This is a genomic window from Streptomyces mauvecolor, assembly GCF_039532965.1.
Lineage (GTDB): Bacteria > Actinomycetota > Actinomycetes > Streptomycetales > Streptomycetaceae > Streptomyces > Streptomyces violascens.
Genome location: NZ_BAAASQ010000004.1, coordinates 246,436 through 266,817, shown reverse-complemented (window position 1 = coordinate 266,817; position 20,382 = coordinate 246,436). Strand labels below are relative to the sequence as shown.

The following is a 20,382-nucleotide window of genomic DNA, read 5'->3' as shown; positions in this document are numbered from 1 at the left end:
ACCACTGCATCCAGGCCAGTGAAGCCGCGGGAGAGGCCGAAAACGACTGGTTCAGCACACGGAAAACGTCATCGCGGTGAGCCGTGTACTGGATGAACAACCAGGGGGTATTCCGGCCAATCGGCGAAGAGGGCGCGGCGCGGACCGGTTCGCGGATCAGCGAGCCCCGCCCGCCTCCGCCGCCGTCTTCAATTCACGCAGCCAGGCCTCGAGGCCGTCGCTGAGGATCTTGGTCGCGGCGGGTACGTTCGCGTCGACCTGGGGGCCGGTGTGGGTTTCCTCGGTGCGTACGAGGACGCCGCCCTCGACCCTCGTGAAGTTCCACACGTGGACGCCGTCGATGTGCAGCCCCTCGCCGATCGCGGGGCCGGTCCAGCGGATGCAGGAGTGGTGCTTGATCTGCTGGACGGTCGAGGTGATGTCCAGGCTGGTGGCGGGAGTCGAGGGGTTGGGCGGCACCGGGGTGGTCCACAGGAAGGCCGAGCCCCTCCGGAAGGGGCCGTGGTCGAGCCGTTCCGAGGTCTTGACCGCGGCCTGCCAGGAAGGCCAGCGCTCCACGTCGGTCTGCAGCTTCCAGACGGTGCTCAGCGGCGCGTGGATCAAGGTCTCGCTCCGGTAGCGGACGCGGGCATCCGGGTCGACGCCCTCTCCGCGGCAGGTGAGCGACTTGCCCGGGCGGGGACCGGCTCCGGCGGGCGCCGCCGCCGTCGTGCCGAGGATGGCGACGGCGAGCGGGATGGCGACCAGGGCTGCGCGGAGGGTGGTGCTGCGTACGTGGCGGTTCGATCCGGCGGACGACTGTGCGGCTGAGGCTGACATGGCGTTCCCCTTGAGTGAGTGAGTGAGTGAGTGAGTGGCCCCGGCGTGCGTCGATGAGCGCGAGTAGCCGAGCGGGCGGGATGGAAGGACCCGCCCCCTGGAGGCGATTTAGGTGGCTTGCCGTTCGTTAGAAGTTCTAACACCTGGCTGCGGCGGCCGTCAATAACCTTCGTGATACCCTCTAACTCAATCTGGCGGCTCAGGCCGCGGCCGTACGGAGAGGTGGCAGGCCAGTGGCCGAATCGGGCACCAAGACACCGCGCGAGCGCTATCGCGCCCAGGTCCGGGCGGAGATCAAACAGCACGCGTGGGAGCAGATCGCCACGGCGGGGGCGTCCGCGCTGTCCCTCAACGCGATCGCCAAGCAGATGGGGCTGAGCGGGCCCGCGCTCTACCGCTACTTCGCCGGCCGGGACGAGCTGATCACCGAGCTCGTCCGGGACGCGTACCGGAGCCTCGCCGACACCCTCCGCGCGGCCACCGAGTCCTCCGGCTCCGGCCCAGACATCACCACCCTGGCGCAGGCGCTGCGCGGCTGGGCCCTGGAGGACCCCAACCGCTACTTCCTCGTCTACGGCACGCCCGTCCCCGGCTACCACGCGCCCGACGACATCACCGTCATCGCCGACGAGATCATGAGGATGCTGCTCGACGCGTGCACGGCGCTGCCCTCCGGCGGCCCCGCGACGTCGTTCGCCGAACACCTCCAGGAGCACCGGCGATGGGCGGAGGGCCACCCCGCCCCGCCCGTCGCCCTCCACAGGGCCCTGGTCTTCTGGACGAGACTGCACGGCGTCCTGTCCCTGGAAGCCGCGGGCCACTTCGCCGGTATGGGTTTCGACCCCGGGCGGCTGTACGCCGCCGAACTGGACGAGTTGCGGCGATAGCCGTCAACTCCCTTGCCGGTACGCCTTGTTGGTCGGTGGGCCCACCGCGCGGAGGAGAGCGGCCCGGCAGGCCTGGATGGCCGGGTGGCGGCTGCTCCCGCGGCGTACGACCGTGAAGATGCGGCGGGTGCGCCGGCCGCGCGGGAGCTGACGCAGGGGGACGGTCGGGCGCCGCCCGTTCCAGACGAGGTCCGGCAGGAACGCCGCGGCGTGCTTCTGCTCGACCAGGCGCAGGTGGAGCAGGAGGTCGGGGGTCTCGAACCGTACGTCCGGCTCGAAGCCGGCGTTGCGGCACAGCGTCATGGCCCAGTGCCGCGCGCTCGTGCCCTCGGGTTCCATGACCCACGGTCGGTCGGCGAGGGCGCGCAGCGCCGCCAACGGGGTCTTGGAGCCCTGCACTTCGGCCTGCGGCAGCGCGAGGTGGAGGGGGTCGTCGAGCAGGTCCTCGTCTTCGAGTTCGGCAGGGCGCGGGTTGGGGTTGCCGGGATATTCCTCGGCGAGCACCAGGTCGAAGTCGCGGGCCTGCAGGGCGGGCAGGGCGCCCTCCGGCTCCATGTGCGTGACGTGGACGCGCAGGTGCGGGTGGGCGTCACGCAGCAGGCTGAGCGCGGTCGGGACCAGAGCCAGGGCGGCCGTCTGGAACGAGGCGATGCGCAGCGTGCCGGTCAGGTCGGTCAGGGAGGTGGCGATGTCCGCCTCCGCGCGCTCCAGGCGTTCGAGCACCGCTTCGGTGTGGGCGACGAGGATCTCGGCCTGCTCGGTCAGCCGTACTCGCCGCCCGACGGGTTCCAGCAGCGGGACGCCCACCTCGGCCTCCAGCTGGGACAGTTGCTGGGAAACGGAGGAGGGGGCATAGGACAGGGCCGTGGCGACGGCCGCGAGCGTGCCGCGGTGCTTGAGCTCGCGCAGCAGGCGCAGCCGGTGCAGATCGAACATCGTCGGACCGCCCTCCGGGCCGCCGCGGAGCGGCCGCCTCGAACGGATGGCGCCGAGTGGCCGACGGCAGGCGTTTACGTCGGGTTTTGTGACGAGTATAGATCGGAAAGATTCGCTGGACCGATCGGAGAGGGCCGCCGCATCCTGGTCGGGTGCCCGAGAACGCTTCCTCCCTCCGTGTCCTGCCGTGGTCCGCGCGGCCCGGCGCCCGTGCGTGGCGGTGTGAACCCGCACCCTCCCGAGTGCGGGACTTCCATGCCGCGCTGCCCGACTACGCTCCCACTCCGTTGGTTGAACTCCCCTTGTTCGCAACGGAGTTGGGGGTCGGCCGCGTGTTCGTCAAGGATGAGTCGTGCCGGCTGGGCCTTCCGGCCTTCAAGGCGCTCGGTGCGTCCTGGGCGGTCCACCGCGTCCTCGCCGAGCGGGCCGCGAGCGGCGACGATGCGGGCACGGTCACCCTGGTGACCGCCACCGACGGCAACCACGGCCGCGCGGTGGCCCGCATGGCCCGCCTGTTCGGGCAGCGTGCCCATGTCTTCGTGCCCCGGGGGGTGCATCCCCAAGCGGTGTCCGCCATCGCCGCCGAACGCGCCAAGGTCACCCAGGTCGCGGGGCCGTACGACGAGGCGGTACGGCTGGCGGCCGGGGCGAGTGCCGCGGCGGACTCGGTCCTGGTCCAGGACACGGCCTGGCCGGGCTACGAACGCATCCCCGGGTGGATCGTCGAGGGCTACTCCACCCTCTGCGCAGAGATCGACGAGCAGTTGACGGCGGCGGGGGTCGCCGCCGGGCCCGGCCTCGTCGCCGTACCCGTGGGAGTCGGGTCGCTGGCCCAGGCCGTGATCACCCACTACCGCAGCCGTCCCTCCGGGCGTGGCCCCGCGCTGCTCTCGGTGGAGCCGGAGGCCGCGGCCTGCGTCCTGGAGAGCCTCTCGCTCGGTGCGCCCGTCAGCATCACCACCGGCGCCACCACCATGGCCGGGCTGAACTGCGGCACCCCGTCCAGCATCGCCTGGCCCTACCTGCGCGACGGACTGGACGCGGCCATCGCCGTCGCCGACCCCGACGCGGCACGAGCGGCCGCCCGTCTCGCCGAACTGGGCGTGTCCTCGGGGCCCTGCGGTGCCGCGGCGCTCGCCGGGCTGCGGGCAGCGCTCACCGGCGCGGGCGCCGACGAACGGCGTACGACGCTGGGGCTCGGCCCGTCCTCCGTGGTCGTCCTGCTCAGCACCGAGGGCACGGCCGCCAACCCGCACTCCCGCACCGGCTCAGGAACGGGGTGCTGACCGACTTCGTGGCCGCGCTCGGTGTCCTCGGCCTCCCGGCCGCCGTCGGCCGAGCAGCGCGCGAGGGGCCGTCCGTACCGTGGCCGGCATCTGGGCAGCCGTCGGCCGGTTTGCTAGCTTCGAGCCATGGTCGCCCAGGCTGAGAACTTCGCGTCGCGTCGCTATGTCGACCTGCGGCGCCAAGGCACGGCCACCTGTCGCCCGAGCTGAGGCGGCCGGAGCGAGTCCGGACCGCCGACGACGAGACGGCGCAGTGTCGGACCAGCTCCCGAGGAAGAACCCATGGCCATCGCAACGGCACCCGCAGCGGCACGGCGGGCCGCGGACAGCGCGCGGCGCAGGACGAGCGCCAGCGTCGTCCTGCGGTCCGTCCTTGAGCACGGTCCGGTCGCCCGGAGCACCATCGCCCGGCTGACCGGACTCTCCCCGGCTTCGGTGACCGACCACTGCGCCCAGTTGGGCGCGCTCGGCCTGATCCGGGAGGCCGCCGTGCCCCGGCAGTCGAAGGGGGCCGGGCGCCCGCACATACCCGTAGATCTGGACGCCTCCCGCTTCGTGGTCGGGGGGGTGCACGTGGCCGTGCCGTACACCACCGTCGCGCTGCTCGACCTGCGCGGGCGGGTGGTCGCCGAGCGACGCCTCGGCCATGGCGAAGGCACCGAGCCGGGCCGGGTTCTCGCCAACGCCGCCGACGGGCTCGGCGCGCTCCTCGCGGAGGCCGACGAGCGGACCCCGCTGGGTATCGGCGTGGCCGCCGGGGGCTGGGTGGACCGTGACGCCGGGGCCGTCGTCGAGCACGGGCTGCTCGGCTGGCGCGACGTGGCCGTCCGCGAGGTGATCGGCGCGCACACCGGCCTGCCGGTCCAAGTGGACGGACACGCAAGGGCGTTGGTCAACGGGGAGCGGCTGTTCGGGCGGGCGCGGGGGAGCCGGAGCGTACTGCACCTCTTCGTCGGCAATGTGGTGGACGCCGCGTTCGCCACCCACGACCAGGTGCACCACGGCCCCCGCTCGCAGGCCGGGGCGATCGCCCATCTGCCGCTGGAGGGCGGCACGGAGCCGTGCGACTGCGGCCGGACCGGATGCCTCCAAGTCGAGCTGAGTGAACGGACGTTGTGCCGCCGGGCGCGAGAGCGGGGCGTCATCGGCACGGCGAACCCGATGCACGTGGTGCGCGCAGCGGCCGAGGGGAGTCCGGTCGCGGTACGGCTCCTCGTGGAGCGGGCCGGGATGGTCGGGCGGGCGGCCCGGCTACTGCTCGACGTGCTCAACCCGGAGACGGTCGTCATCACCGAGGCGGGAGTGATGTACCGGGACGACTGCCTGGACGCGGTGCGCGAGGCGGTGGGGGAGGAGCGCGCCGCGCTGGTCGTGCCGAGCAGTTTCCACGACTCCGTCCTCGCCGTGGCGGGCGGTTCCGTTGCTCTCGACGTGCTCTACCGCGATCCGCTGAGCGCGTCGGCTGTATCGGGCGTGCATGCCGGGCCGAATTAATTCAGAAACTCCGAATGTTGACAGGGACTCCGCCGGGCCGCGAACATTCTGGGCATGAGCAGCGCGCAGGAATTCTCCCCGGTGATCCGGTCGCGGCAGGTCCGCGACGGGATCACCGGTGTCGCGCAGGCACCCTCGCGGCAGGTTCCGCTGACCAAGTGCCGTTTCATCGATCTGATGCGGATCGGTCGCACCCTTTGTTGCTGATGTGACGCAGTGTTCTTGACGGATTGATGCGTCGCCTGAGTGACGCATTGTTGCGGGCATGTTGACGTATTGATGCGCTCACTGCCCTGCACCCGTCATGACTCCGGCGTGGGCTTTTGGTGTGCGCCGATTTTCTGCGCGTACTTCCCCCTTTCCGGCACGTCTCCGTGCCCGGATTCCGGAAATGGCGCATGAATTCCACCCTCTTGAGTTCCCCCCTGACTTCACGGAGTCCCTCCATGCCACCAGCGTCCCCTGTCGTGCCCGGCGTCGACCGGCGGCTGTTCCTGTCCTCCCTGCTCGGCGTCGCCGCAGCGGCCGGCCTCACCGGCTGTGCGGGTGCCAGCGCGGCCGACTCCAAGGTCAAGGGGTCCGCGTCCGCCCCGCTGGCCACCTCCGTGCCCTCCGGCACGAGCCTGAAGATCGCCTCGTACCAGGGAGTCCAGCAGCTCCAGTTCAAGCTGGCCGGCCTGACCGACCTGCCCTTCACCGTGTCGGACTGGGTGAACACCGGCGCGGGCCCCGATGTCATCAACGCGTTCCGCGCCAAGTCCCTGGACCTCGCCAACAACGCCGGCATCCCGCCGATCCAGGCGCACTTCCAGGGGTACGACGCCAAGATCGTCGCGATCGACATCACGCGCAAACCGAGTTACGTCTTCGCCACCAAGCCCGGCAGTGACATCAAGGACGTCCAAGGGTTCAAGGGCAGGAAGCTCGCCTTCTCGCAGGGGCAGGCGCAGGGCGTCGTCCTGCTACGGGCCCTGAAGCAGGCCGGGTTGAAGGATGACGACGTCCATCTCGTGCCGCTGACGAGCAATCAGTTCTTCACCGCGCTCCAGGCCGGCCAGGTCGACATGGCCCCGCTCGCCAACAGCCAGGCCCCGGCCTACCTCAAGCAGTACGGCCCCAAGGGCGCGCACACCATCCCGACCGACGTCGTGGACCTCCTCAACCTGCTGTGGGCGCCCGCGTCCGTCCTCGCCGACCCCGCGAAAGCCGCCGCGGTCGCCGCGTACATCCCCCGCTGGGCCAAGGGCCAGGTGTGGGCGTACGAGCACCCGGACGCCTGGAACGAGGAGTTCTATGTCAAGACCCAGAACCTCAGCGTCGCGCAAGCCCAGTCGATCACCAAGGTCGCCAACAAGCCGCTCTTTCCGCCCAGTTGGGACGAGGCGGTGAAGTGGGAGCAGGAGACCGCCGACCTGCTCGCCGAAGGCGGCTTCGTGAAGAGGTTCAAGGTCGACTCGCTCTTCGACCGACGCTTCGAGCACCTCGCCGCCCAGGCCGTCCCGGCCGAGTACCAGAGGTGACGGCATGACCACCACCGCGACGACACCATTGGTGTCGACACCCGCCGAACAAGCACCTGCGGCACCTCGCACCCGGCGTCGCACCCTCGCGCCCGGCAAGCGGCTGCCCGCCTCCCGGATCATCGGCCCGGCGCTCGTGCTCGCCCTGTGGGCGTCCGCGTCCGCCGCCGGTCAGCTGGACCCGGCCGCGATCCCGGCGCCGTGGACGGTGCTGCGCACCGCCGGCCGGCTGTGGAGCGACGGCACCCTGTCCACCGATGTGCTCACCTCGCTCGAACGCGCCGGATGCGGGTTCGCCGTCGGCCTGACCGCCGGTGTGGTCCTCGCGCTCGCGGCCGGGCTCAGCCGGGTCGGCGAGGCGCTGATCGACGGAACGGTCCAGCTCAACCGGGCGATCCCCACCCTCGGGCTGATCCCGCTGTTCATTCTCTGGCTCGGCATCGGCGAGACCTTCAAGATCGCGATCATCGCCATCGTCGTCTACATCCCGATCTATCTGAACCTGCACGCCGCGCTGTCCGGCATCGACCACCGCTTCGTCGAACTCGCCGAAGTCCAGGGCCTGTCCAGGGTTCGCTTCGTCCGGCAGATCGTCATTCCCGGCGCGCTGCCCGGCTTCTTCGTGGGCCTGCGGCTCGGGGTCACCGGCTCGTGGCTCTCCCTGGTCGTCCTGGAACAGATCAACGCAACCAGCGGCCTCGGCTACCTGATGTTCCAGGCCCAGAACTACGGCCGCTCCGACATCATCCTGGTCGGCCTGCTGATCTACGGCGTCTTCGGCCTCGTCTCCGACAGCGCGGTCCGCATCGTCGAACGGAGGGTGCTGTCGTGGCGACGCACGCTGAGCAACTGACCACGGTCGAGGAGGCCCCGGCGGTCCGCCTCGCCGGACTGACCCGCTCGTTCGACGGCCGTACGGTCCTCGACGGCATCGACCTCGACATACCGGCCGGGCAGTTCACGGCCCTGCTCGGACACAGCGGATCCGGCAAGAGCACACTGCTTCGCGCCATCGCCGGGCTGGACCACCAGGTCACCGGAAGCGGTCGACTGGCCGCCCCGGAGCGGGTGTCCGTGGTCTTCCAGGACTCCCGGCTGCTGCCCTGGCGCCGCGTCCTCGACAACGTGCTGCTCGGGACGGACGGCAAGGAGGCGGCCGAACGCGGGCGCGCCGCCCTCGCCGAAGTGGGGCTCGCGGGGCGCGAGAGGGCCTGGCCCCACGAACTGTCCGGCGGCGAGGCCCAGCGCGCCGCGCTGGCCCGCTCCCTCGTGAGGGAGCCCGAACTCCTCCTCGCCGACGAGCCGTTCGGTGCCCTGGACGCGCTGACCCGGATCCGCATGCACGTACTCCTGCGCGAGCTGTGGCAGCGCCACCGGCCCTCCGTCCTGCTCGTCACGCACGACGTGGACGAGGCGATCGTCCTCGCCGACCGGGTCCTCGTGCTCGACCGGGGCCGCATCGGACTCGACCTGACCATCGAGCGCCCGCACCCCCGCTCGTACCGCGACCCGCTCGATGGGGGTCGCTCCCTGTTCGAGCTAAGTCGAGAACTTGGGGGACAGTACCGGGAACGCCTGCTGACCGCCCTCGGCGTCACAGCACACCAGGAACACGCACAGCGTCAGGAGGACCACCAGTGACCCGGCGCCAACTCCACCTCAACGCCTTCCTCATGAGCACCGGGCATCACGAGGCCTCGTGGCGGCTGCCCGAGAGCGACCCGTACGCGAGCGTCGACCTCGACCACTACCGCGAACTCGCCCGCATCGCCGAACGCGGCACCTTCGACTCGCTGTTCCTCGCCGACGGCCCCGTCCTGTTCAGCAATGTCGGCCAACGCCCGGCCGGCGTGCTCGAGCCCCTCACCCTGCTCACCGCTCTGGCGGTGGCCACCGAGCACATCGGGCTCATCGCCACCGCCTCCACCTCGTACAACTCGCCCTACAACCTGGCCCGCCGGTTCGCCTCCCTCGACCACATCAGCGGCGGCCGGGCGGGCTGGAACATCGTCACCACCGCAGGCGCCGAGGCCGCCCGCAACTTCGGGCTGGACGACGAGCCGACCCATGCCACCCGGTACGAGCGTGCCGCCGAGTTCCTGGACGTGGCGCTCAAGCTCTGGGACAGCTGGGAGGACGACCTGATCGTCGCGGACAAGGCGCAAGGGGTCTGGGGCGACGAGCACAAGGTCCACCCGCCGCGCCACCAGGGCACGTACTTCAGCGTCGAGGGCGCGCTCAACGTCCCCCGCAGCCCGCAGGGTTACCCGCTCCTCGTGCAGGCGGGCTCCTCGCAGGACGGCAAGCACTTCGCGGCCCGGTACGCGGAGGCCGTCTTCACCGCGCAGCAGACACCGGGGGACGCGCAGGCCTTCTACGCCGACCTCAAGTCCCGGGCGCGTGCGGCCGGCCGGGACCCCGGCCACCTCAAGATCCTGCCCGGCATCGTGCCGGTCATCGGCTCCACCGAGGCCGAGGCGCGTGCGCACGAGCAGGTCCTGGAGGACCACATCGTCTACGAGCACGGTCTCCACCGGCTCGAACGCCTGCTGAACCTGGAGCCGGGCATCCTCGAACTCGATTCCCGACTGCCCGCCGACCTGCCGCCGGAGAGCGACATCGAGGGCTCCAAGAGCCGCTACACCCTCGTCGTGGAGCTCGCCCGGCGCGAGCGGCTCACCGTCCGCGAACTCATCGGCCGCCTCGGCGGCGGGCGCGGCCACCTGACCTTCGCCGGTACGCCGGAACAGGTGGCCGACGCGATCGAGAACTGGTTCAGTCTCGGCGCCGCCGACGGCTTCAACATCATGCCCGCCGTCCTGCCGTCAGGCCTCGGCCTCTTCGTCGACCACGTCGTGCCGATACTGCGCGCCCGCGGCCTGTTCCGCACCGCGTACGGCCCGCGAGGCACTTTGCGTGACCGCTACGGCCTCCCGCGCCCCGCCAACCAGCACACCAGCTCCCCTGTCCTCACCCGAGCCTGAAAGGCCCCTCTCATGTCCGGCACAGAGATCCGCAAGGTCACCGCACACATCGGCGCCCAGGTGTCCGGCGTCGACATCGCCAAGCCGCTCGACGCGGAGACCGTCGCCGCCCTGCGCGCCGCCCTCAACGAGCACAAGGCGCTGGTCTTCGACGATGTCGACCTCGACGACGAGGGCCAGCAGGCCTTCGCCCGCCACTTCGGCGACCTCACCACCGCCCACCCCACCGTGCCCGCCGTCGACGACGCGCCCAACGTACTGCCCGTCGACAGCGAGCGCGGCCGCGCCAACCACTGGCACACCGACGTCACCTTCGTCCTCAATCCGCCACAGGCCAGCACCCTGCGCAGCATCACCGTCCCGCCGTACGGAGGAGAGACGCTGATCGCCAACTCGGCCTCCGCCTACCGGAGTCTGCCGGAGCCGCTGCGGCTGCTCGCCGACACGCTGTGGGCCGAGCACACCAACGACTACGACTACGCGGTGCCCGACGAGGAGGTCGACGAGGAGAAGGCCGAGCAGCGCGCCCAGTTCACGTCGATCAACTTCCGGACCGCCCACCCCGTCGTCCGAGTCCACCCGCTGACCGGTGAACGCGGCCTGTTCATCGGCGGGTTCGCCCAGCGGATCGTCGGCCTGTCGGTGGCCGAGTCCCGCAAGATCCTCGACCTGCTGCAGGCGTACGTGACCCGGCCGGAGAACGTCCTGCGGTGGCGCTGGTCCCCGAACCAGCTCGTCCTGTTCGACAACCGGATCACCCAGCACTACGCCATCGACAACTACAACGGCCTGCCGCGCCGCCTGCACCGCGTGACCGTCGCCGGCGACGTGCCGGTCGGCATCGAGGGCAAGGAGAGCTACTCGATCGCGGGCGACGCCTCGCACTACACATCGGTCCACACCCCGGAGGCATGACACGGAGGCCGGGCGGGAGGCGGGGCGCCGGAGCTCGGCGCCCCGCCCCTCCCTCAGTCCGCGGCGGGCAACTGCCGACGCGCCGCGCGCGCTGCCGCCGTCATGCGTTCCAGGGCCGGGCGGACCTCGGCCCAACCGCGGGTCTTCAGGCCGCAGTCGGGGTTGATCCACAGGCGTTCGGCCGGTACGGAGCGCAGCGCCCGGGTGATGAGGCGCGCGGTCTCGTCCTCGGACGGGACGCGGGGCGAGTGGATGTCGTACACCCCCGGACCGACCTCGCGCGGATAGCCCGCCGCGGCCAGCTCGTCCGCGACCCGCATGTGGGAGCGGGCCGCCTCCAGGCTGATCACGTCCGCGTCCAGGTCGTCGATGGCGGCGAGGATCTCGCCGAACTCGGCGTAGCACATATGGGTGTGGATCTGGGTGTCCGGCCGCACCCCGCCGGTCGTCAGCCGGAACGCCTCCGTCGCCCAGGCCAGGTATGCCGGGTGGCCGGCCGCGCGCAGTGGCAGGGTTTCGCGCAGCGCCGGCTCGTCGACCTGGATGACGGAAGTCCCGTTCGATTCAAGGTCGTCGACCTCGTCGCGCAGGGCGAGAGCGACCTGCCGGGCGGTGTCGGCGAGCGGCTGGTCGTCACGGACGAAGGACCAGGCGAGCATGGTGACCGGGCCGGTGAGCATGCCCTTGACCGGGCGGTCGGTGAGCGACTGGGCGTACGTCGTCCAGCGCACCGTCATCGGCTCGGGCCGCGAGATGTCGCCGGCCAGGACCGGCGGGCGCACATAACGGGTGCCGTACGACTGGACCCAGCCGTGCTGGGTGGCAAGGTAGCCGGTGAGCTGCTCCGCGAAGTACTGGACCATGTCGTTGCGTTCGGGCTCGCCGTGCACGAGGACGTCGATGCCGGTCTTCTCCTGGAAGGAGACCACCTCGCGGATCTCGGCCTCGATGCGCTCCTCGTACGCGGCCGTGCCGATGCGTCCGGTGCGCAAGTCGGCCCGGGCCGTGCGGAGTTCACCGGTCTGCGGGAACGAGCCGATCGTCGTCGTGGGCAGCGGCGGCAGGTTCATGTGGGCGCGCTGGGCGGCGGCCCGCTCGGCGTACGGCTGGGCGCGGCGGGCGTCCGCGTCGGTGACGGCGGTGGTGCGGGCGCGTACGGCCGGATCGCGGGTGATGGCCGAACCGGCGCGGGAGGCCAAGTCGGCCCGGTTTGCGGCCAGTTCGGCCGTGATGGCTCCGGTGCCGCCGGACAGGCCGCGGGCGAGCGTGACGACCTCGGCGGTCTTCTGGCGGGCGAACGCGAGCCAGCGCGCGATCTGCGGCTCGATGCCGCGTTCGGCGGCCGCGTCGAGCGGGACATGGAGCAGCGAGCAGGAAGCGGCCACGTCCACGCGGTCGGCGAGACCGAGCAGCGTGCCCAGGGTGGACAGCGACTTCTCCAGGTCGTTGATCCACACGTTGCGCCCGTCCACGACCCCCGCGACGAGCCGCTTGCCGGGCAGGCCGCCGACCGCGGCGAGGTCGTCGAGGTTGGCGGCCGCGGGGCCGGTGAAGTCCAGGGCGAGCCCGTCGACCGGCGCCTTGGCGAGGACCGGCAGGGCCTCACCGAGCCGGTCGAAGTACGAGGCGACCAGGAGCTTGGGGCGGTCGGTGAGCGCGCCGAGTTCGCGGTAGGAGCGGGCGACGGCGTTCAGTTCGGCGGGGGTGCGGTCCTGGACGAGCGCGGGCTCGTCCAGCTGCACCCACTGGGCCCCGGCCGCCCGCAGATCGGCCAGCACCCGCGCGTACACCGGAAGGAGCCGGTCGAGCAGGGTCAACGGCTCGAAGTCGGCGGCCACGCCGGGCGCGGGCTTGGCGAGCAGCAGATAGGTCACCGGACCCACGAGCACGGGACGCGCGGCGAGCCCGAGCGCGAGGGCCTCCCCGAACTCTCCGACCTGCTTGGAGGAGTCGGCGGAAAAGACGGTGTCCGGCCCCAACTCCGGTACCAGATAGTGGTAGTTGGTGTCGAACCACTTGGTCATTTCGAGCGGCGCCACGTCCTGGGTGCCGCGCGCCATCGCGAAGTAGCCGTCCAGGGCATCGGCCGCGACGGCCTCGCGGTGGCGGCCGGGCACGGCGCCCACCATGACGCTGGTGTCCAGGACGTGGTCGTAGTACGAGAAGTCGCCGGTCGGCACCTCGTGGACGCCGGCCTCGGCGAGCTGCCGCCAGGTGGCCGCCCGCAGTTCGGCGGCGGTCCGCCGGAGCTCGGGGGCGCCGACACGGCCCTTCCAGTAGCCCTCGATCGCCTTCTTCAGTTCCCGGTTCGGGCCTTGGCGGGGGTAGCCGTACACGGTGGCGCGTGCTGCCGCGGCTGCGGACTTGGTCACGAGACTCTCCTTCGCGAGCTCTTCGGTGGAGCGGACCCCGGAACGGGACGAAGGCGCGGAGGAACGACGGACCGGGGCCACGGCGTGTGTGCCGTTGCCGCTGGTGCGTACGCCGACCCGCCCTCGAGGTCACCGGGATCTCCGCGCGCGATCGGTCGCACACGGGCAGTGGCAGGTCTTCGGACTCGCGGGCACGCCTCGTGCTCTTTGAGGCATCTACTGGCCGTCGCTTCCCAGACCCGGCCGGGCCCAGTGCGTATGACGGCGGTCGTTCCCGCTCACCGCTGCGGGGCAGTCCCGGATTCCCACCGGGTTCCCTCTTGCGACGCATCCCGCCTGGCGGACGGGGCGAACCAGCTGCATCCGCACCCTATGCGCTCGACCGGCGACCGGGAAACCGCGTTTCCGCATGCCGGACGGTGAGTCGGCGCACGCGGCGCCTCGCGCTCCGGGCCCCGGCTGCCTACGCTCGAAGGGAGGAGCACTCTCGAAGCGGCGATGGGACGGACGAGGCGGGCATCGTGGCGGGTTATCCGTTTGTCGGGCGCGAGGACGTGCTGCGTGAGCTGAAAGACGCGCTGGCGAGCGCGGCGGCGGGCCGGGGAGGGCTGGTGTCGCTGACCGGCGCGGCCGGCGTGGGCAAGACGCGGACCGCGGAGGAGGCCGTCGCACACGCCGACGGGTTCCGCACGCTGTGGACGTGGTGCCCGCCGGGCCCCACCGGGCGGGCCCTGTGGCCCTGGTCGCGGCTGCTGCGCGAACTCGTCTCCGACGATGTGCGGTGCGGCCGCCTGGTGAGCGGGTCGCCGCCGCTGCGGGCGCTGGTGTCGGGGGCCGGGGCGGGCTCCGGGGGCCGGACCGACCCCGAGGCGGCGCGGCTGCGGTTGACCGGAGATGTGGCCGAGGTGCTCGCGACGGCGGCGCAGAACCGGCCACTGCTCCTGGTCCTCGACGACGCGCACGCCGCCGACGCGTCGTCCCTGCGGCTGCTGTTGGAGCTGGCCGACAGCGCGCGCACCACCGCGGTCGTGCTCCTGGCCACGGCACGTGACGACGACACGGCATGGCAGGACCGTTCCTGGGCGCGGGCTCAACTGCTGCGCCGGGGAAGGTCGTTGCCCCTGGGGCCGCTGCGCGAGGAGGACGTCGCGGACTTGATCACGGCGGCGACGAGCACCGAACCTTCCCGGTCCGACGTCCGGCACCTGCTGCGGCGCACCGGCGGAGACGCGTTCTTCGTGACGGAGCTGCTGAGGGCGGGGGCGCCCCTCGCGACGTGGGCGGGCCGGCCGCGCGGTGAACGGACCGCCCCCTCGGTGGCCATCCGGGCAGCCGTCCTGGCGCGGACCGCCGAACTGTCGCAGCGCGCCGCCCACGTACTGGACGTCGGCTCCGCCCTCGGCACCCGGTTCCGGCTCGACGTCGTCGCCGAGGCCGCGGGTGTGCCCCTGGACGAGGTGCGCGCGCTGCTCGGCGAGGCCGCCGACGCGGGCCTGCTGGCAGAGCTCACGGCCGACCGTGCCGCTTTCCGGCACGACCTGCTGCGGGAGGCGGTCTACGGTGGGCTGTCCGCCGGACAGCGGTCGGCTCTGCACCGCGCGATCGCCGCCGTACTCGCCGTCCACGCCCGGCGCGGACGTGACACCGGGCCCGCCGAGGTCGCCCACCACCTCCTGCTCTCCGGGCCCGAACACGCCCATGAGGCCGCCGGCTACGCCCGCGAGGCAGGCGAACGCGCCTCCGGGCTCCTCGCCTACGAGGAAGCGGTCCGCTGGTACGAGCGCGCCGCCGAGGTCTGTGCCCCAGGTGCCGAACTCGCCGAGGTACTGCTCGGTCTGGGCGCCGCCCGCCTCGGCGCCGGCGAGTGGGACGCCGCCCGCAGAGCCGTCCTGCGCGCCGCCTCCCTCGCCCGCGAGGCGCATCGCCCCGACCTGCTCGCGCAGGCCGCTCTCGGCCTCGGCACCGGCCCCGTCGGCTTCGAGGTCGACCTCGCCGACCGCGAGCAGACCGACCTGCTCGCCGAGGCACGCGCGGCCCTGGCCGGCGATCCGGCCCACACCGCGCTGCGCGCCGCGGTCACCGCCCGGCTGTCCCTCGCCGCCGGGCTCATCGAGTCCGAGGAGCACCGGATCGCCCTCGCGGAAGAGGCCGTACGCACCGCCCGCGAGATCGGTGACCCGGCGACCCTCGGCCCGGCGCTCGCCGCCCTGTGCGACGCCCGGCCCGGCCCCGGCCACTGCCGCGACCGGCTCGCGTGGTCCGCGGAGATCGTCGCCACGGCCCGGGAACTGCCGGACCCGGTCCTCGAACTCCTCGGCCGCCGCCTGCGGTTGGTGGCGCTGATGGAGACCGGCGAGTTCGCGGCGGCCGACGCGGAGGCCGTCGCCTACGAGGGCGTGGTCCGGCCGCTCAGACGACCCCTGTACGCCTGGTACGTGCCGCTGTGGCGCGGAGAGCGGGCGCTGAGGGAGGGCCGGTACGGGGACTGTGCGGCGGCGCTCGACGAGGTGGAGGCCCTCGGTCGCGAGGCGGCCAGCGCCAACGCGGCGATGCTCGCCGTCACCCAGCGCTGGTGCCTCTACGCCGCGACGGGCGACCCGGAGCAGGCGAAGCCCGTGCTCGCCGCCGCGCCGGAGCTCGAACGGTACTCGGCCCTGTGGCCCAGGGTCACGCTCGGCCTGCTCGCGGCCCAGCTCGGGCACCTCGACGACGCCGCACGGCGTCTGTCCGCCGTGGCGCCCCGGCTCGGCGGCGCACCCCGCGACAGCGAGTGGCTGCCCATGATGGCGCAGGCCGCGGAGACCGTCGGCGCGGTCGGCACCCACCCGGCCGCACCCCTCCTGTACGACGCGCTCGCGCCGTACGCGGGCCTCTTCGCCGTCGAGGGCATCGGCGCCGCCGTACGCGGCCCCGTCGACCGCCACCTCGCGATCCTCGCCTCGGCCATGGGCCGTGCGGACGACGCCCGTCGCCACCGCGAGGCGGCCCTCGCGGCGACCCGTTCGGCGGGCGCGGTCGCCCTGACCGAGCTCATCGAACGCGAGACGCCCCCCGGCACCGCGGCACCACAGGGCTCGTGGGAAGACCCGGCCTCCGGACCGCCCCCGCTCTTCCACCGCGAAGGCCCCTTGTGGCAGCTGCGCTACGCCGGCCACGAGGTGAGGGTCCCCGACAGCAAGGGACTGCGGGACATCGCCGTCCTGCTCGCCAGGCCCGGAACGCCGGTCCCCGCAGTCGAGTTGGCGACCCCCGCCGCCCCCGCCACCGGTGACGCCCCGGGGCTGCATCCGCAGGGCGACACCGGCGAACTCATCGACGCCACGGCACGATCCGCCTACCGGCGCAGGCTGCGCGACCTGGAGCAGGAGGCGGCCGACGCGGACGCCCGCGGGGACGCCGCGCACTCGGAGCGGATCGCCGTCGAGCGGGACGCACTCGTGGCACAGCTGTCCGCGGCGTACGGCATCGGCGGCCGCGTGCGCCGTACGGGCTCTCCCGCGGAACGCGCCCGTACGGCCGTCACCGCCCGCATCCACGCGGCCGTGCACCGTATCGCCGCCCTCCACCCCGAGCTGGGCCGCCACCTGGAAACCGCCGTCCGTACCGGCACCCTCTGTGTGTACGACCCGGAGAACCCGCCCGCCTGGCGCCTGTGAGCCCCGACGGCACACCGTGCCGCCCGACCTCACGCCTTCCTCGGTACAAGGGCCGCACACCAGAGACGCGGCCAAGGGACACGAGGACGGACACCATGCCACGTACATCCAAGGCCGAGGCCGAACTCAGGGTCGACGAGCCGGTCATCGAAGGGCGCTACGCCGAGATCGGCCCGTACACCGTCGCGTACGAGACCATGAAGGAGGACATGGACCCCGCCCCGCTCTTCCGGAGCCTGCCCGACGACCGCTGCCAGTGCCCGCACTGGGGCCACGTCGTCTCCGGCCGGATCGTGTTCCGGTACGCCGACCACGACGAGGTCTTCCACGCCGGCGACGCCTACTACGGCGCGCCCGGCCACCTTCCCCTTCTCTTCGCCGGAACCGAGGTCGTCGAGTTCAGCCCCACCGCCGAGCTGAACAGCACGATGGAGGTCATCGGCCGCAACCTCGCGGAGGCGACATCATGACGGACATCGACATCCGCGCCGAAAGCCGTTCCCCCGACTCCCGCCGGGCTGGTCGACTCGCCGCCCTGTTCGTGGAGTTCCTGAGCACCAGCACCGCGCCCGAGGGCCTCTTCACCGAGGACGTCTTCTGCGACCTGAGCCTTCCGCAGTGGCGGATCCAGACGAAGGGCCGCGACGAACTGGTCGCCCTGCGCACCACCAGCCACCCCTGCCTCGGCACCGTCCCGCGCCACCGCGTCGACGTCACGGACTCCGGGCTCGTCATCGAGTTCGAGGAGCGCTGGCAGGACGGTGGCGAGAGCTGGTACTGCCGTGAACTGCTGCGCGCCGACGTGCGCGACGGTGCCATGAGCGAGGTGTCCATCTACTGCACGGGCGACTGGTCGGCGGCCGTGCAGGACAGCCACGCGAAGGAGGTGACGCTGCTCCGCCCGTGAGCGCGGCAGGAGCGATGAGCGGCGGAGCGGGACCTGCGGAGGGGCGACGGCCTAGGCTTCCGTCCGGCAATGGCCCCGACCTCAGGAGCGCACACCGTGTTCGACCCCGCACCGGAGTACCCGTACCCCGACGGCCACCGGCCCGACGAGGCGCCCGCTCCGCACGCCCTGCTCGCGCCGGTGACCGGCTTCCTCGGCACTTGGTCCGGGCGGGGCGAGGGCGGATATCCGACGATCACCGGAGACTTCACGTACGCGCAGGAGGTCACCTTCAGCCACGACGGCCGGCCCTTCCTGCGGTACGAGGCCCGGGCCTGGCTGCTCGACGAGAACGGCGCGCCCCTGCGTCCCTCCGCGCGCGAGAGCGGCTGGTGGCGGCTCCAGGCCGACGGGCGGGTGGAGGCCCTGATCACCCAGCCCACCGGCATCGCGGAGATCGCGGTCGGCGCCGCGGACGGCAAGACGGTCGACCTCTCCACCAACGACGTCGCCCTCACGCCCACCGCGAAGGAGGTCAACGCGACCCGCCGGCGCTACGAGCTGACCGACGACGACACGCTGACCTTCACCCACGATCTCGCGGCGGTCGGCCGGCCCTTGCAGCACCACCTGTCGGCGGTCCTGCGCCGCAGGGCCTGAGCGCTCACCTCGAAGGAGCCGACGGACTAACAGGGCGTCGAAGCGCCGTGCTGGCGGGTGATGTTGTCGTTCGACATCCAGCCCGCGGTGCTGGAGCCCTCGACGCGTACGTACGTCCACTTGTTGCCGTGGGCGTTGGTCACGTAGCAGTGGTACCAGAGCTTCGTACCGGACTTGGCCAGCGAGACGGCCGGGCACGTCTGGTACGGGCCGGTCTCCAGGTGGTAGTCCCCGGCCATGTAGCCGTAGGAGCCCGGCGCCGGGTCCTTGTGGCTCCAGCCGGTACAACTCGTCGACACCGGCGTGGGTTTGGCCGGCGTCGAAGGCTTCGCGCTGCTGCTCGCGGCGCCGCTCGGCTTCGCCGGGGTGCCCGGTCGCGAAGGGGCTGTCGAGGGCTCGCCGCCGGGGCTCGGGGACTTCGCGGCGCTCGGGGAGCCGTCGGCGGTTCCGGGGAGCCTGGCCGCGTTCGACTCGTCGGCGCCCGGTGGAGTGCTGACCGCCGGTCCGGCCGCCTGCGCGCCGCCGTCGGAGCCCTTGTCGTCCTGACCGCTCGTCAGGGCGTAGGTGATCCCGCCGCCGGCGAGCACCACCGCGGCCGCCGCCGCTATGACCGTACGGCTGCGGCGCCGGCCGCGGTCGGCCGAGGCGCGCCCGGGGGGCACGTCGTACGGCGGAACGGTGGGCGTCTGGTAGCCGGTCTGCGGAGGCTGCTGATAGCGGACCTCGGCCACCGGCACCGGCGGGGGAGGCGGGCCGAAAGCGGCCGGAGCCGTGGGGACGGGGGCCGTCGGCGTGGGGTTCACCGTGCCGCTCGCCGCCACCTGCTCCAGCATCTGCCGCGCCTGTTCGGCGGTCGGCCGGTGCTCCGGCTCCTTCGCCATCAGAGCCTGCAGCACGGGCGTGAGCGCGCCCGCCCGCTGCGCCTGCGGAAGCGGGTCGGTGACGATCGCCGACAGCGTGGACCACACCGACGTACGGCGGAACGGAGACGTGCCCTCGACCGCCGCGAACAGCGTCATGCCGAGCGACCAGATGTCCGAGGCGGGACCGGGCTCGCGGCCCTGCGCGCGCTCGGGCGGCAGGAAGTCGAGCGAGCCGACGAGCTCACCGCTGCGGGTCAGCTTCGCCATGGCGTCGTCGCCGGAGGCGTCCATCGTGGCGATGCCGAAGTCGGTGAGGACGACGCGGCCGCCGCGCTCAAGGAGGATGTTGCCCGGCTTCACGTCCCGGTGCAGGACGCCGACCTGGTGGGCGGCGTCGAGCGCGTCCATCAGCTTGGCGCCGATCGCCGCGGCCTCGCGCGGATCCAGCGGGCCCCGCTCGCCCATCACGTCGTCGAGGGAGGGCCCGTCGACGAGTTCCATGACGATGACCGGAAGCCCCCGCTCCTCGGTCACGTCGTGCACCGTGACCACACCGCTGTGCCGGATGCGCGCGGCGGCCTGCGCCTCGCGCTGCATCCGGGTCCGCAGATCGGCCAGTTCGGGCGCGGACACGTCGGTGTACGCCCGAAGGATCTTGACGGCGACCTCTCGGTCGAGCATCTCGTCCACGGCCCGGGCCACCACACCCATGCCGCCGCGCCCGATCATCGAGGTCACCCGGTAACGGCCGCCGAGTAGCCTGCCGATCAGCGCTCCGTCGTTCTCTTCCCCCGCTGGCACCGCACGCTCCGTTCCCTTGCGGCCGTCACTCCACGGCCTGGCGGCACCAGAGTAGACGTATGTTCGGGTGCTCCCGGCGGCGGATACGAGCCCGCGCCGCCCCCGATGACCTCCGGTCGGCACCCGCGGTGAACTCGCCCTGCCCGAGCGCCTGTTGTCCTCGCCCCGTCCCGTGTCAGGGGAGGTTGTGGGCACGCCGGAAGCGTCGGCGCGATCCCGTACGCCGCACAAGCCGCACGGGCGGATCCGGGACGCCGGGCCGACGACCTCGCCCTGACCGGCGCGGAATCCGGGCCCTGGGAC

Annotated in this window: 17 protein-coding genes and 1 riboswitch; of the genes, 13 read left to right on the top strand and 4 right to left on the bottom strand. The window is 72.4% G+C overall.

Translation table 11 applies throughout. The annotated features are described in order from the left end of the window. Positions 1-156: 156 nt before the first annotated feature. Positions 157-819 (bottom strand): SRPBCC family protein, encoded by a 663-nt coding sequence (locus ABD346_RS04355; protein WP_344371682.1) that lies wholly within the window; start codon positions 817-819, stop codon positions 157-159. A 233-nt stretch (positions 820-1,052) separates the two neighbouring features. Here ABD346_RS04355 and ABD346_RS04350 point away from each other — a divergent pair, with 233 nt between their 5' ends. Then, positions 1,053-1,706 carry a TetR/AcrR family transcriptional regulator gene (locus ABD346_RS04350; protein ID WP_344371680.1) on the top strand — a complete coding sequence of 218 codons (654 nt, stop codon included), beginning with the start codon at positions 1,053-1,055 and terminating at the stop codon, positions 1,704-1,706. A gap of 3 nt (positions 1,707-1,709) precedes the next feature. Here the strand turns inward: ABD346_RS04350 and ABD346_RS04345 are convergent, their stop codons facing one another. Next, the gene (locus tag ABD346_RS04345; protein ID WP_344371677.1) at positions 1,710-2,642 is read right to left on the bottom strand and encodes a LysR substrate-binding domain-containing protein; all 933 of its coding nucleotides are present in this window, start codon (positions 2,640-2,642) and stop codon (positions 1,710-1,712) included. Positions 2,643-2,794: 152 nt separating this feature from the next. Here ABD346_RS04345 and ABD346_RS04340 point away from each other — a divergent pair, with 152 nt between their 5' ends. The 8 genes from ABD346_RS04340 to ABD346_RS04305 all read left to right on the top strand — a co-directional run bounded on the left by ABD346_RS04340 (position 2,795) and on the right by ABD346_RS04305 (position 10,841). Then, positions 2,795-3,928, top strand: a complete 1,134-nt coding sequence (locus tag ABD346_RS04340; protein ID WP_344371675.1) for a diaminopropionate ammonia-lyase — start codon at positions 2,795-2,797, stop codon at positions 3,926-3,928. Positions 3,929-4,210: 282 nt separating this feature from the next. Then, a complete protein-coding gene (locus ABD346_RS04335; protein WP_344371672.1) occupies positions 4,211-5,422 on the top strand; it encodes an ROK family transcriptional regulator in 1,212 nt (403 codons plus the stop codon). Positions 5,423-5,476: 54 nt separating this feature from the next. Then, entirely contained in the window at positions 5,477-5,629 is a 153-nt protein-coding gene (locus ABD346_RS04330) for a hypothetical protein (RefSeq protein ID WP_344371671.1), read from the top strand. Positions 5,630-5,868: 239 nt separating this feature from the next. Next, a complete protein-coding gene (locus ABD346_RS04325) occupies positions 5,869-6,942 on the top strand; it encodes an ABC transporter substrate-binding protein (protein ID WP_344371669.1) in 1,074 nt (357 codons plus the stop codon). 4 nt (positions 6,943-6,946) lie between these two features. Beyond that, positions 6,947-7,795, top strand: a complete 849-nt coding sequence (locus ABD346_RS04320) for an ABC transporter permease (RefSeq protein ID WP_344371667.1) — start codon at positions 6,947-6,949, stop codon at positions 7,793-7,795. Further along, positions 7,771-8,583, top strand: coding sequence for an ABC transporter ATP-binding protein (locus tag ABD346_RS04315; RefSeq protein WP_344371665.1), 813 nt, complete (start codon positions 7,771-7,773; stop codon positions 8,581-8,583). Before ABD346_RS04320 ends, ABD346_RS04315 begins: the two co-directional genes overlap by 25 nt. Next, positions 8,580-9,926, top strand: coding sequence for an LLM class flavin-dependent oxidoreductase (locus ABD346_RS04310; protein WP_344371662.1), 1,347 nt, complete (start codon positions 8,580-8,582; stop codon positions 9,924-9,926). The genes ABD346_RS04315 and ABD346_RS04310 overlap by 4 nt, the downstream gene beginning before the upstream one ends. A gap of 12 nt (positions 9,927-9,938) precedes the next feature. Further along, positions 9,939-10,841: a TauD/TfdA dioxygenase family protein gene (locus ABD346_RS04305; RefSeq protein WP_344371660.1), complete on the top strand. Its 903-nt coding sequence runs from the start codon at positions 9,939-9,941 to the stop codon at positions 10,839-10,841. A gap of 53 nt (positions 10,842-10,894) precedes the next feature. Here the strand turns inward: ABD346_RS04305 and metE are convergent, their stop codons facing one another. After that, positions 10,895-13,213, bottom strand: coding sequence for a 5-methyltetrahydropteroyltriglutamate--homocysteine S-methyltransferase (metE, locus tag ABD346_RS04300; RefSeq protein ID WP_344371657.1), 2,319 nt, complete (start codon positions 13,211-13,213; stop codon positions 10,895-10,897). A gap of 153 nt (positions 13,214-13,366) precedes the next feature. Beyond that, a riboswitch (cobalamin riboswitch) is annotated at positions 13,367-13,587 on the bottom strand. 147 nt (positions 13,588-13,734) lie between these two features. Here metE and ABD346_RS04295 point away from each other — a divergent pair. From ABD346_RS04295 to ABD346_RS04280, 4 genes are all read left to right on the top strand, one after another. Next, entirely contained in the window at positions 13,735-16,869 is a 3,135-nt protein-coding gene (locus tag ABD346_RS04295; RefSeq protein WP_344371654.1) for an ATP-binding protein, read from the top strand. Positions 16,870-16,964: 95 nt separating this feature from the next. Beyond that, positions 16,965-17,339: a cupin domain-containing protein gene (locus tag ABD346_RS04290; protein ID WP_344371652.1), complete on the top strand. Its 375-nt coding sequence runs from the start codon at positions 16,965-16,967 to the stop codon at positions 17,337-17,339. Further along, the gene (locus ABD346_RS04285; RefSeq protein ID WP_344371649.1) at positions 17,336-17,776 is read left to right on the top strand and encodes a hypothetical protein; all 441 of its coding nucleotides are present in this window, start codon (positions 17,336-17,338) and stop codon (positions 17,774-17,776) included. The genes ABD346_RS04290 and ABD346_RS04285 overlap by 4 nt, the downstream gene beginning before the upstream one ends. A gap of 96 nt (positions 17,777-17,872) precedes the next feature. After that, positions 17,873-18,415 carry a heme-binding beta-barrel domain-containing protein gene (locus ABD346_RS04280; protein ID WP_344371647.1) on the top strand — a complete coding sequence of 181 codons (543 nt, stop codon included), beginning with the start codon at positions 17,873-17,875 and terminating at the stop codon, positions 18,413-18,415. A gap of 26 nt (positions 18,416-18,441) precedes the next feature. Here ABD346_RS04280 and ABD346_RS04275 read toward each other — a convergent pair whose 3' ends face one another. Next, positions 18,442-20,079 (bottom strand): serine/threonine-protein kinase, encoded by a 1,638-nt coding sequence (locus ABD346_RS04275; protein ID WP_344371645.1) that lies wholly within the window; start codon positions 20,077-20,079, stop codon positions 18,442-18,444. Positions 20,080-20,382: the final 303 nt, after the last annotated feature.